General features: G+C 71.6%; 13 protein-coding genes. 5 read left to right on the plus strand and 8 right to left on the minus strand.

From position 1 onward, the window contains the following. The first annotated feature begins 155 nt into the window (after positions 1–155). Both ACTWPT_RS36540 and ACTWPT_RS36545 read left to right on the plus strand, forming a co-directional pair. Complete coding sequence (locus tag ACTWPT_RS36540; RefSeq protein ID WP_443182079.1) at positions 156–1,103, plus strand: inorganic phosphate transporter; 948 nt, start codon at positions 156–158, stop codon at positions 1,101–1,103. 37 nt (positions 1,104–1,140) lie between these two features. Next, a complete protein-coding gene (locus ACTWPT_RS36545; RefSeq protein ID WP_443182080.1) occupies positions 1,141–1,773 on the plus strand; it encodes a DUF47 domain-containing protein in 633 nt (210 codons plus the stop codon). Positions 1,774–1,783: 10 nt separating this feature from the next. Here the strand turns inward: ACTWPT_RS36545 and ACTWPT_RS36550 are convergent, their stop codons facing one another. Both ACTWPT_RS36550 and ACTWPT_RS36555 read right to left on the minus strand, forming a co-directional pair. Beyond that, positions 1,784–2,749, minus strand: coding sequence for an SDR family NAD(P)-dependent oxidoreductase (locus ACTWPT_RS36550; protein WP_443182081.1), 966 nt, complete (start codon positions 2,747–2,749; stop codon positions 1,784–1,786). 149 nt (positions 2,750–2,898) lie between these two features. Then, a complete protein-coding gene (locus tag ACTWPT_RS36555; RefSeq protein WP_443182082.1) occupies positions 2,899–3,780 on the minus strand; it encodes an LLM class F420-dependent oxidoreductase in 882 nt (293 codons plus the stop codon). Positions 3,781–3,813: 33 nt separating this feature from the next. Here ACTWPT_RS36555 and ACTWPT_RS36560 point away from each other — a divergent pair, with 33 nt between their 5' ends. Together ACTWPT_RS36560 and ACTWPT_RS36565 are read left to right on the plus strand one after the other, a co-directional pair. Further along, entirely contained in the window at positions 3,814–4,176 is a 363-nt protein-coding gene (locus ACTWPT_RS36560) for an ArsR/SmtB family transcription factor (RefSeq protein WP_443182083.1), read from the plus strand. Beyond that, entirely contained in the window at positions 4,169–4,612 is a 444-nt protein-coding gene (locus ACTWPT_RS36565; protein WP_443182084.1) for an NUDIX hydrolase, read from the plus strand. Before ACTWPT_RS36560 ends, ACTWPT_RS36565 begins: the two co-directional genes overlap by 8 nt. Here ACTWPT_RS36565 and ACTWPT_RS36570 read toward each other — a convergent pair. Genes ACTWPT_RS36570 through ACTWPT_RS36580 form a run of 3 tightly spaced genes read right to left on the minus strand, consistent with a single transcriptional unit; the run spans position 4,593 to position 6,748 of the window. Continuing rightward, positions 4,593–5,336, minus strand: coding sequence for an MBL fold metallo-hydrolase (locus tag ACTWPT_RS36570; protein ID WP_443182085.1), 744 nt, complete (start codon positions 5,334–5,336; stop codon positions 4,593–4,595). The two genes, ACTWPT_RS36565 and ACTWPT_RS36570, sit on opposite strands and share 20 nt — an antisense overlap. Further along, the gene (locus tag ACTWPT_RS36575) at positions 5,336–6,106 is read right to left on the minus strand and encodes a hypothetical protein (protein ID WP_443182086.1); all 771 of its coding nucleotides are present in this window, start codon (positions 6,104–6,106) and stop codon (positions 5,336–5,338) included. Before ACTWPT_RS36575 ends, ACTWPT_RS36570 begins: the two co-directional genes overlap by 1 nt. A gap of 15 nt (positions 6,107–6,121) precedes the next feature. Continuing rightward, complete coding sequence (locus ACTWPT_RS36580; protein ID WP_443182087.1) at positions 6,122–6,748, minus strand: TetR/AcrR family transcriptional regulator; 627 nt, start codon at positions 6,746–6,748, stop codon at positions 6,122–6,124. Positions 6,749–6,834: 86 nt separating this feature from the next. On the opposite strand from ACTWPT_RS36580, the gene ACTWPT_RS36585 reads away from it, so the two are divergent. Further along, complete coding sequence (locus ACTWPT_RS36585; protein WP_443182088.1) at positions 6,835–8,571, plus strand: NmrA family NAD(P)-binding protein; 1,737 nt, start codon at positions 6,835–6,837, stop codon at positions 8,569–8,571. Positions 8,572–8,589: 18 nt separating this feature from the next. Here the strand turns inward: ACTWPT_RS36585 and ACTWPT_RS36590 are convergent, their stop codons facing one another. From ACTWPT_RS36590 to ACTWPT_RS36600, 3 genes are all read right to left on the minus strand, one after another. After that, positions 8,590–9,042, minus strand: a complete 453-nt coding sequence (locus ACTWPT_RS36590; RefSeq protein ID WP_443182089.1) for a hypothetical protein — start codon at positions 9,040–9,042, stop codon at positions 8,590–8,592. A gap of 68 nt (positions 9,043–9,110) precedes the next feature. Further along, entirely contained in the window at positions 9,111–10,748 is a 1,638-nt protein-coding gene (locus tag ACTWPT_RS36595; protein ID WP_443182090.1) for a tetratricopeptide repeat protein, read from the minus strand. Between the two features lie 271 nt (positions 10,749–11,019). After that, positions 11,020–12,282 (minus strand): DMT family transporter, encoded by a 1,263-nt coding sequence (locus tag ACTWPT_RS36600; RefSeq protein ID WP_443182091.1) that lies wholly within the window; start codon positions 12,280–12,282, stop codon positions 11,020–11,022. Positions 12,283–12,377: the final 95 nt, after the last annotated feature.

A 12,377-nucleotide genomic window follows, 5' to 3' on the forward strand; every position in this document is an offset into this window, starting at 1 on the left:
ACCGGTGGTGGCGGCACGATCGAGCGTACCGGGCGCGACGCGGCTTCTCCGGCGTGGCGCTGATCTCCCGGATCTTGGGTAGTAATCGGGCATTACGGACAATCGCCGGGACTCTAGCGCGCCTCGCCCCAGCCAGGCGAGAGGGAATGGAGTGCATGCTTTTGGACGCCGCCGTTCTGATCGTGGTCGCGGGTTTGTTCGCGGCCGTGTCCGGGGTCAACGACGGGGGCGCCCTTCTCGCCACCGGGCTCAAGCTGCCCACGGTGCGCCCGGCCACCGGCATCCTCGCCCTCGTGGTGATGGTGGCGATCGTGCCGCTGGTCACGCACCAGGTGGCGCGGACATTCGTGACCAGGCTGGCGAGCTTCCACGAGCCCGGCGGCAAGATCGCGACCACGATCGCGGTGATCTCGGCTCTGGCCGTGGTGGCGGCGCTCAGCGCGAAGGGCCGCCCGACCAGCCTCACCCTGGCCATCGTGGGTGGCCTCACCGGGGCCGGGCTCGGGTGGGGGCTGCCGGTCTCGCCGGGGTGGGTGGCGCTGGTGCTGGCGTTCGGCCTGGCGGCGCCTGCCGTCGGCGGCCTGCTGGCCTGGGCGCTCATCCGGGTGCTGGTGGTGGTGACCACGGCGCGGGGGCTGGGGTCCTGGCATCGGGCGGGGTTCCTGCTCCAGACCCTCGCGTACGCGGCCAACGACGGCCAGAAGATGCTCGCCGTATTCATGATCGCACTGGGCTTCTCGGACGCGCCGCTCGCGTACACGTCGCTGGTGGCCTCCCTGTTCGCGCTCGGCACCTTGTACGGACTGCCCAAGGCCGGGCGCACGCTCAGCCGCGAGATCATCGTCTTCCGGCCGACGCACGGTGTCGCCGCGGAGCTGGCGGCGGGCGTGGCGGTGATCGGCTGCGCGGCCGCCGGCATGCCGGTGAGCATGACCCAGGCCGTTGCCGGAGGGCTCGTCGGCGCGGGCATGGCCCAGGGGGGCGGACGGGTCCGCTGGTACGCCGCCGTCAAGATCGGTACGGCCTGGATGCTGACCCTGCCGGCGAGCGCGCTGCTGGGCGGGGTGGGGGCCTTCGTGGTGAAGGGGATGACGCAGTTATGAACGGATCACCCGCGACGTCCAGGAAGGCAGGCAGGGGATGAAGCGGCTACGGCGGATCAGGGATCTCATGGCCGGCCGCATGGACAGTGCGGTCACCGAGGCCCTGCTCGGGCAGCTGAAGGCCACCAAGGATGGGGCGTGGCTGGCCATGGCCATGATCGGCGGCGAGGTGGGCCGTACGGGGGCACACGAGCAGATGCGCTCCATCGAGCACCTCGGCGACGAGGAGCGGGCCCGCCTCGTCGACGAGCTCAAGACCGCGCTCGTCACACCCATCGATCCGGAGGACCTGTTCCGGCTGTCCCGGTCGATCGACGACGTGCTCGACTCGCTGCGGGACTTCGTCCGCGAGTCCCACCTCTACCGGGTGCCCGACCAGATCCGCTTCTCTCCCCTGCTCGACCAGGTCATCGTCGGCATCGACGCGCTCGAGAACGCGGTCCGCGGCCTCGCCTCCCGGCCTTCCGGGGTGGCGGTCGACGCGCTGGAGGCGAAGAAGGCGGGCGGGGCCATCCGGCGGATGTACCAGTACGAGATCTCGCGGATCTTCTCTGGGGAGCTGACGGCGGACGTCATGAAGGAGCGTGAGCTGGTGCGCCGCCTGGAGATCGTCGGCGTGGCTATCGGCGACGCGGCCGACGCGATCGCGGACGGAGCGATGAAGCGGTGAACCCAGGTGGTCAGCGGGTTGAGGCGAAGGCGTCGACGCCAGTCAGGTCGGCCGAGAGCCGCCACAAACGTGCCGCCTCATCCGGGTCGATCGCGTAGGGGCGCACTCCCCGCCCAGGGTTGTCTTCGATGGTCACCTCCGCGATCTCGCAGTCCTCGCAGTAGACGCCGCCCATGCCGGCCAGCTGCGGCGAGGTGGCCGCCCACACCTGGGTCGCCGCTCCCTGCTCGGGCGTCTTGAAACTGGAGTCCAGCGCATGGCCCGCCTCGTCGATCCACCCGGCCGCGACCATCTCCTCCTTGGGCAGATGCCGCTGCAGCGGTGTGAGAATGGCACCGGGATGCAGCGAGAACGCGTGTGCCCCCGCATCCCGTGCCAGCTTGTCCAAGTGCACGGCGAACAGGATGTTGGCGGTTTTAGCCTGCCCGTACGCCTGCCACTTGTCATAAGCCCGCTCAAACTGAACGTCGTCCCATCGGATGCCCGAAATGCGGTGACCGCCGGACGAGACGGTCACGACCCGGCCCTGGCCGCGGGCGATGGCCGGCCACAGGCGGTTGACGAGTGCGTGGTGCCCGAGGTGGTTGGTCGCGAACTGCGCCTCCCAGCCAGGACCGACCCGCGTCTCCGGGCAGGCCATGATGCCCGCGTTGGCGATGACGATCTCGGCGCTGCGACCGGTGGCGAGGAAACGCTCCGCGAACCGCCGTACGCTCTCCAGGTCAGCGAGGTCGAGCTCGTCCACCTCGACCCCGTCGATGCCCCCGACCGCCTCCTGAGCGGTGTCGGGACGGCGGGCGGGCACGACGACGCGGGCGCCGGCCCGGGCGAGCGCACGTGTGGTCTCCAGCCCAAGGCCGGAGTAGCCCCCGGTGACGATCGCCAGCTTCCCGGACAGATCGATGCCTTGGAGCACGTCGTCCGCGGTGCTCCTGGCGCCGAAGCCCGACCCGATCTTGTGCTGTGGCGTTGTCATGTCCCCACGCTACGAATTGGAGCGCACTCCAGGTCAACCCGCATGGCGTAGGCCATGCGGAGGCGAGCTCGCCCCGCGCGGCGCCCGGCTGCCGGGGGTGTGTGCGGACCTCTCCGGCGCGCCCCCGGCCTCGGGCGTTGGCACTGGTTCTACAGGGGGAGGGCAGGGGCGAGGTGGGTGAGTTGAGTGAGAGCCTCGGTGAGGTCCGGGGCGTTGGGCGACAAGGGCTGGATGGCGACGTGGTCGGCGCCGGCGTCCAGGTGGGCGCGGACCCGCTTGACGATGGCGTCCGCATCGCCCCAGGCCACGATCGCGTCTGCCAGGCGGTCGCTGCCCCCGTCGGCGAAGTCGGCGTCCGTGAAGCCCAGCGTGCGCAGGTTGTTGAGGTAGTTGGGCAGGGTCAGGTAGTAGGCCATGTGGGTGCGGGCGATCTCGCGGGCGCGGGCCGGGTCGGACTCGAGGACGACCGCCTGCTCGGGGATCAGGAGGCGGCCGGGGCCGAGGATGCGGCGAGCCTGGGCGGTGTGCTCCGGCGGCACGAAGTAGGAGTGGGCACCGGCCGCCCGCTCCCGGGAGAGCTCCAACATCTTCGGGCGGAGCGCCGCCAGGATCCTCGGAGGGCCGGCCGCGGGGAGGCTCTGCGCGGCCTCATCCATGGCGTCGAGATAGGCCCGCATCGTGGTCAGCGGCTTGCCGTAGTCGTGGCCGCGCTGGCCCACCAGAGGGGCGTGGCTGACGCCGATGCCCAGCAGGAAGCGGCCTGGGTAGCCATCGGCCAGCGTGACACCCGCCGCCGTCATGGTCATGGCGTCGCGAGCCCAGAGGTTGGCGATGCCGGTGCCGACGGCGATGCGCTCGGTGGCGGCCAGCACGATGGCCGCCACCGTGAACGGCTCCTTGCTGCCCCAGCCCTCGTTGACCCAGACGGTGCCGTAACCCAGCTCCTCGATCCGGGCCGCCGCCCGCCGCGCCTCCTCGGCGGGGGCCTTGCCGATCAGGGGGTGCCAGACTCCGACGCGGCCGATGTCCACGGTCGCTCCCCTCGCGTAGGATGTTCGATCGAGATGGAACACTACACGAGTGTTCGACCGACGTCGAACAGGGCACGCGCCCTCACGCACACTTCTCCCCTCGAGGTCTCGCTCCAGGCCGCCCTCGACGCCCTCGGCGACTCCGTACGCCGCCGCATCGTCCGCGAGCTCGCCGGTGTGCCCGACTGGACCCGCCCCTGCGGGACGTTCGCCCACCTGCCGGTGGCCAAGTCCACGCTCAGCCACCACTTCGCCGTCCTGCGCAACGTCGGCCTGCTGGAGCAGCGCGACGAGGGCAGCCGCAGGCTCAACCGGCTCAGGAGGGCGGAGTTCGATGAACGGTTCCCCGGGCTGCTTGCGCTGGTTCTGAGTGAGGAGCCGCTCCCCGATGAGTGACCCGAGCGACCGCCCCGCCGCGCGCGTCGTGTGCCTGGACCGGGACGGCAGGGTGCTGCTGATGCACTGGTACGACCGCGTCAGCCGCACCGACGTGTGGGAGCCGCCGGGCGGCGGGATCGACCCCGGCGAGACCCCGCTGGAGGCGGCCAGGCGGGAACTGGCCGAGGAGACCGGGCTGCCCGGCGAGGCCGTCCTGGACCGCTACGTCCAGGTCGAGCGGGATTTCACCTGGCTGGGCGTCCATTACGTCAAGACTGAGCCCTTCTACCTGGCCAGGTTCGGCACACCCCGCCCGGCGGTCGATCCGGGTGAGCTTACAGAGGAGGAGCGTCAGGCGTACCTCGGCTACGAGTGGGCCGAGGAGCTGCCCGAGGCGGTCGACCCGCCGGAGCTGGCGAAGGTCGTCGAGCGGCTCACCCGAGATCGAGGGTGAGGCCGCCGGAGGCGACGGACAGCGGGCCGCCGTAGGAGCGGGCGGCCGCCGCGAGCGCGGGCTCCGCCGGAGTGTCCGGCCACAGGTGGGTGAGCAGCAGCCGCGCCGCTCCGGCCGATGACGCGGTACGCCCTGCGTCCAGCGCACTGGACAGGTAAGGCGCGTCCTCGTCGGGCACCCGTTGGGGGTATGTCGCCTCCGCCACCAGCAAGTCGGCGTCCTTGGCAAGGGAGAGCAACTCGGCCGACGGCCCCGTGTCCCCCGTGTACGCGATCACCCGCCCGCCGCCGCTCAGCCGCAGTCCCGCGTTGGGCACGTGATGCGGCAGATCGAAGACGTCCAGGCGGAAGGGCCCGATCTCGACCGGCGTGCCGTGACGGAGCTCCCGAGGGGAGAAGCTCCCCGCCAGCATGCGGCGGTTGTCCAGCGCGAGCACGGCGTCCAGCGCACCCGGCGGCGCGTGCACCGGCAGCGTCGCCGCCGGTACGCCGGCCAGGGCGCGGGCACGCAGCAGCGGGTTGAGGTCGGCGCAGTGATCCGGGTGGCCATGGCTGACCAGCACCGCGTCCACCTCGTCGGCCCTCATCCGCTCGAGCAGCCGCGGCAGGACGGCGTAGCCGGGATCGATGAGGACGCGGAAGCCTTCGTGCTCGAGCACGTATCCGCTGCACGCCTGACCGGCCGCGGGCCAGGCGCCGCACCCGCCCAGCACGGTGAATCTCATCAACCCCCCAGCTCGGCCAGCGTGGTCGCCATCAGCTCGCGCAACAACGCGCCCGCCAGCTTCTCGTGCGTGTGCTCCACGGACAGCCCTTTGGCCACGCGCTCCCGGTAGATCTCCCGCTCGCGCCCGTCGGTGTAGGGCAGCGCGGTCATGCCGACGACCACGGTGACCCGGGTGCCGCCCCGCGGCAGGACGGCGACGGCATGCGTACGCAGGCAGGTCTCGTCGGGCGCGCCGAACCAGCCGCACTTGATCCCAGCGTCGGCCGCCCCGAGCACCTCCCGCACGCCGAACGCCTGCTCCACGTCGACCTGCCGCATCCACCCAAGGACGGTCGCCGCGGCCGGATCGCCCGCGACGGCGCACTGGGCGAACGCCGCGTAGGCGGTGGCGACCTCGTCGGCGGCCACCTCGACGGAGCCGAACCGCGACGGGTCGCCGTTGGGCGGCGACCAGGCGACGCCCGTGCGCCGGCGGATGTCGTCGAGGATGACGCCGGGCCCGACGGCGAGCCAGAGGTTGAGGGTGTCGGCGTTGGAGGAGATGACGACGGCGGGTTCCGCGTGGCGGCGCCACCGGTCGGCGTCGGGGATGCGGTCCGCGCTCACCCATGCGTACAGAGGCTTGAGCAGTGAGGCACAGCGCAGCCGCGCCAGGCCGGATCTGACGCCGACCGTGCGGGCCGGCGGCCCGCCGTAGCCGCGCCTGATGCCGGCCGCCTGGACACCGGCACTGGAATCAAGGTCGTTGAGCAGCTCGTAGTACGCCACCCATCCACCGTAGACCTAAGGGCTCTCTCCCCAACGGCCTTCGTACCACTCCAGGCTCGGTGGGTCGCCGGGCAGCTCAGTCCGCCCCGGCGCACGCAGGCCGTCGAGCGCGATGGCCAGCAACCGCTGCTTGACGTGCTGGTGCTGTTCGCTGGGGGGTCCAGGGGCGGGGCGGCTGAACTGCTCGATGAGCAGGGAGACGTCGAGCATGGTCACGTCGTTCCTGAGCACACCGGCCTCGCGTGCCCGGGAGACCAGCCGATCGGCCAGCTCCGTGGCCTTCCGCGAGGTCCGCCACATCTCGTCGGTGACCTCGATGGTGCCCGCGACGGGCGCGAGCGCGCCGGATCTGAGACCCACGCAGGTGCGTACGTACAGCTCCAGACCGGCCCAGGGATCTTCGTCCGCGAGCCCCGCGTCGGCGGCCTCGACCACGCGTTCCATGGCGATCAGGCAGAGCCGCTGGAGCAGCTCCTCCTTGGTGCGGTAGCGGCGGTAGAGGCTGCCCATTCCCACGCCGGCCTGCTTGGCGATGGCCGACACCGGCGCGTCGAACCCTTGCGTGGTGAACACCTCGTGCGCGGCCTGCAGCAGCCGCAGATCGTTGCGTGCCGCCTCGGCCTGCCTGCCGCGTGTCGCCATGCCGTCCAGGATAGCCCTGTTGCGGAGCGATCCGCTCCGGTATAGATTTCGGAGCGGATCGCTCCGAATAAATGTGGAGGTATGTCATGCGTGCGGTGGTCTTGAGGCGGTACGGCGGGCCGGAGTCACTCGTAGTCGAGGAGGTGCCGGACCCCGTCGCCGGGCCGGGGCAGGTGCTGGTGGAGGTCGCGGTGGCGGGCGTCACGTTCGTGGAGACGCAGGTACGCGCCGACCGCGGACCGCGCCGGGCCGAGCTGCCCGCGATCCTGGGCAACGGGGTCGCGGGCACTGTGCTGGCGGTGGGCGAGGGCGTGGACGCGTCGCTGGTCGGCACGAGGGTGGTCAGCACGCTGGGCGGCTCCGGGGGTTACGCGGAGCTGGCGGTGGCGAGCGCCGGCGACCTGATCCCGGTGCCGGAGGGCCTGTCGCTGGAGACCGCGGTGGCGCTGCTGGCCGACGGGCGTACCGCCGTGGGCCTGGCCAGGGCCGCCGCGCCACAGCCCGGCGAGTGGGTGCTGGTGGAGGCCGCGGGCGGCGGCGTGGGCAGCCTGCTGGTGCAGCTGGCCCACACCGCCGGGGCACGCGTGATCGGCGCGGCGAGCAGCGCGGACAAGCGTGAGCTGGCCGCGAGCCTGGGCGCCGAGCTGACCGTCGACTACACCGACCCCGGCTGGACCGAGGTGGTACGCGCCGCGACCGGCGGCTTGGACGTCGTCTTCGACGGCGTGGGCGGCGAGCTCGGCGCGGCGGCCCAGGGCCTGCTCAAGGACGGAGGCCGCATCAGCGTGTACGGCATGGCAGGCGGACCCATGACCACTCCCGACCCACGCGTGACAGCCGTCCCCTGGCCTCAGACGGACCTGCGCGAGCTGTCGAGGGCAGCGCTGGCGGAGGCCGTGGCCGGCCGCCTGCGTCCCACGATCGGCGCCGTGCTCCCCCTGGAGTCTGCCGCCGATGCCCACGCGGCCATCGAGTCGCGCACGGTCACCGGCAAGACCCTGCTGCTGCCCGCACGGGCGCGGACCATCCTGGTCACCGGCGCGACCGGCAACCAGGGCGGGGCGGTGGCCCGTGAGCTGCTCGCCCGGGGCTGGTCGGTCCGCGCCCTGGTCCGCGACCCGGACTCCGCCCGCCTGCCCGCCGGCGTCTCACCGGTCCAAGGGGACCTGAACGACGCGGACTCCGTACGCACGGCCATGGCAGGCGTCCACGGCGTCTTCAGCATGCAGGCGTTCGCGTGGACGGAGGAAGAGCTGGCCAGAGAGGTCCGCCAGGGCACGACCATCGCCGACGCGACCAAGGAGCTCCACGTGGCACACCTGGTCTACAGCTCGGTCGGCGGCGCCGAACGCGACACCGGGATCGCTCACTTCGCGAGCAAGTTCGCCGTCGAACAGCACATCGCGGCTGCCGGCGTGCCCGCCACGATCCTGCGCCCGACCTTCTTCATGACGAACCTCCTCTTCTACGCCGACGCGCCCGACGGCGAGCGGATGATCGAACTGCCGTTCCTCCCTGGGCAGCGCATGCAGATGATCGCACCCGAGGACATCGCGTACTTCGCGGCCGAGGCGTTCGACCACCCGGCCGATTACGTGGGCCGGCGGCTGGAGATCGCCGGCGACGCCCCCACCGGGGACGAGATCGCCGAGGTGTACGAGCGGGTCACCGGCGTGGCCACCCGCTTCGCACCGCAACCAGCCGGCGGGGAGCGGATGTACGAGTGGTTCCAGGAGAGCGGCTACCAGGCCGACCTCGAGGCTCTCAGGAAGGAGCACCCGGGCCTCACGACGTTCGAGTCATTCCTCCAGAGCCACCTCTGACCGGCGTTCCCGGGCGCCTCAGAGACCGGACCTCGCCAGCGACAGGGCGAGCGCGACCGGCGCCAGGGCCACCAGCGCCACCGCCGCCGCCACCTTCCAGCCCCTGGCCAACCCCGCCTCCGTCACGAACGCCGCCACGGCCCCCGCCACCGCGAACGCCGCCCCCGCCGCGACGGCGTCCGCCATCTGGGACGTCCACGATGGCAGCGTCTCCCCGGCCAGCCTGAACGCCACCAGCGCCCCGGCCGCCACCACGGCCACCCGCCGCCCGGGCCGTACGTTCACCCGCTCCAGCACCAGCGCCGCCCCGGCGAGCAGTGCGAGCGAGATCACCACGACCACCCCCAGGGCCGGGACCAGGCACCCCCAGTCCTCGCAGCCCACGCCCGTCCAGGCCAGGCGGACGGTCGCCCACCACAGCACCCCCAGGGCCGCGCACACCACAGACGCCCGGCCCATTCGCCCCCTCATACCACCAATGTTCCCACCAGCCGAAGCCGTCCTGTCATGAGCGACCGGCCAGGCATCTACAGGCACTGTCAGGAGAACAGGCTCGCCCGGCGTTCATCGGCGTCGGCGTCGGCGTCGCGGCCCAGCGCGCGCAGGGCGATGGCCCGGTTGACGTAGAGATCCGGCTGCGGCTGCAGCTCGATGGCCCGGCTCAGGTCCTCGACCGCGCCCTCCAGATCCCCGGCCGTGTATCTCAGCACCGCCCGGTTCCCCCAGGCCGCCGCCAGCGTGGGCGCGCCCTCCACGGCCAGGTCCAGCGCCGTCCTGGCCTCGGCGAGCCGGCCGGCCGTCGTCTCCAGCTGGCCCAGGACCGTGAGCAGGTGCGGGTTGCCGGGCACCAGGGCGAGCCCGGCCGTGACGTCGGCCATGGCCTCCTCGTCCTGTCCCGTGGCGGCCAGGAGCCCCGCCCGGTTGATGTAGGCGTCCAGGTAGTCAGGGTCCAGCTCGATCACCCGGCCCAGGTCGGCGAGCGCGCCCCCGGTGTCGCCGCGCACGATCCGCAGCTCGGCCCGGTTGTAGTACGCCTCGGGCAGCGGCGGCCCGGCGCGCATGGCCCTCTCGTAGTCCGCCAGGGCCTCCTCGTGCTGCCCCAGTTTGAACAGCAGGTTGCCGCGTTCCAGGTAGTAGTCGGGGAAGGCGGGATCGATGGCGATCGCGGCCGCGTAGTCCTCCAGCGCCTCCTTGGCGTGCCCGAGCGCGGCCAGCAGCTGGGCCCGGTTGGCCAGCAGCACCATCCGGTGCAGCGGATGCCGCTCCCCCAGCTCACGCGCCAGCTCGATGGCCGACTCGACCAGCGACAACGCGGCGCCGAGCCGCCCGTGCCGCAGCTCGATCAAGGCCAGCCCGTTGCGGTCGAAGCCGAGCTTGAAGGCCCGCTCGGCGGGGTCGGGCAGGATGGTGGAGATGGCGATCGCCTCGTTGATCCAGCGCCTGGCCCTGGCGAGGTCGCGCCGCGCGGGGTCGGGGTGGCGGGCGTCGAGCATAGCGGTGCCGTACGCGCTGGCGGCGTGCATCGCCGGATCCTGGCTGACCGCGCGCACCCGGTCCCACAGCGCGCGGGCCTCCGCGGTACGGCCGAGCCCGCCGAGCGCGGTCGCGGTGCGCTGGGCGAAGGACCACCAGCGCGCCCCGCCCGGCTCTGTGCCGGCCATGCCGCGCTCCCCCAGCTCGACGACGGCGTGCAGGTAGCCCTCCCGCATGGAGCGATCCACCGTCGCCCACAGCTCGTCGGTGTCGCGGGTGTCGGGCGCGGGCTCGGGTCCGTCCGAGTACAGCATGATCTCCAGCGTGGCCGGCGGGATCCGCCGCACCATGACCTCGAGCAGCTCCAGGTCCGTCGGGTCGGCCTCGGCCACGTTGCACACGGCCAGCGTGCGCCCCGGGGACACGGCATTGCGGACGAACTCCGCGATCCCGTTGGCCAGCCGCAGCGTACGGCGGGGCGCCGGCACGAGGATGCGTTCGTCGTCGGTCAGTCGGCCGTCGATCGTGGCCCGCCCGGCCGGGACCAGATCGGCCAGCTCAGGTGCCGCCGCGAGGATCTCGATGTCATGGGCCCGCACCAGATCGCCGGATCGTTCCAGGGCCCGCGGCACCAGATGGCGTAACAGGGCCGCGGCGACCGTGTAAGGGCCGCGCGGCCGGCGATGCCCGTCTATCGGTGGCATCAGCAGCCGCGCGGCCCCCCAACTGGAAGGTGGTTCGCCCTGGACCCTGACGTGGGACCTCGCCGCAGTCACCCCTTGTGAATGACGCCGGAGGTTCCTGCGAGCCTCGCGGTTCCAGGCTTGCGGACGACGATGCGCTTCATGACGCGTACCTCTCCACTCGGGGGTGATTCCCTATTATTAGGGCACCCCTACGAATATCAAGGCTCGCGGTGAATAAGCCCGAGGCTCATGGATAAAAAGCAGTTGCCTTTTGATTGGATAATGTAACCTATTTGGACCGAAACCAGCGGAGCAATCCCGCGGTGCGCCTCTGGCCGGATTCTTCCATCAAGTCGCACAGGCAGCGACCCAGCAGCGTGACCGACCGGCAGCAACCGGGCCCCGGCAGGCTCTTGGCGCGGACGATCAGGGTGGCCCGCTCGATCAGCCGCTCCAGGCTGGGCTCACCACCACCCTTGAGCGAGCGGGTGTTCCAGGGGCACGACGCGACGTCCGCACATGCGCCCTTGGCGAGGTGCGGCACCGCCGCCCTCCTGTCGAGCCGGAGCGGATCCGCACGTTTGATCTTCAGGTCCGCCAGCGCCTTGGCGGCCGCCCGGGAGGCGACGCGAAGTTCGTGGTTCTTGCGCTTGCGTTCCGTTCCGAACGTGGCCGCCCGGGCCGGCAGCGCGAGTAGCATCGCCCCCGCCATCAGCCCGCCACCCACCAGCATGCTCAAGCCCACCTGCTCGTTGAACCAGATCACGGCGATCAGCGCCACCCAGAGGGGCTGCGACGACATCATGATCGCGCTCGGCACGGGAGGAACGTGCGCCTGCCCGTACGAGCGTGCCAGGAATCCCAGCGCGCACGAGACCACGGACAGATGCGCCAGGAGCAGCCAATCCGGCGCGCCGGCCGGCAGGGCGATCCCGTCGCGCGCTCCGAAGGCCCCCGTCAGCAGCCCGATGGTGAAGAGCTGGATCACGGTCAGCGCGTACGGGTGGAACGTGCCGCGCTTGGACAACTGGCCGAGCATGAGCGTGTGGCCGGCGTAGAGTCCGGCAGCGAAGAGCGTGGCCGCGAGCGCGAGCAGTGAGAACTCGTGCTCTCCCACCCCGCGCATCAGGGTGAACGCGGTCATGCCGGCCAGGGCCAGCACGACGCCTGCCCAGATCCGGCGCGGCACTCTGGACTTGAAGAGCAGGAGCGCCAGGATCGGCGTGATCACAACACTGCACCCGACGGCGAACCCCGACACGGCCGACGGCAGGCTTCCCAGCGCGATGGCCTGGGCGGTCTGCCCGACCCCGAACATGACCCCGAGAACGGCCCCGTTGATCCACGTGCCCCGTGAAAGCCCCCGAAAGCAGTTGGGCTTGATGAGGAGGAGCGTCAGCGCGGCGATCAAATAGCGCTCGGCGAGCAGGTCCTCTACTGGTAACCGGTCGATGAGATCCTTCATCAGTGGGAACGCCGACCCCCAAGCGGCGCTGACGAACAACAGAAGCACGGCTCCCAGGAGGGGGCGGGGAGCGGGCACGACTGTCATGCCCAGAAGCATCTCACTACTATTCGCAGCCGGTGATGTACAGGGCGCAGCCGGTGAGGTTCCTCTACCACTCGGAGTTAAGACCCTCACCCACG

This window comes from Nonomuraea sp. 3N208 (genome assembly GCF_052245935.1).
Taxonomy (GTDB): domain Bacteria; phylum Actinomycetota; class Actinomycetes; order Streptosporangiales; family Streptosporangiaceae; genus Nonomuraea.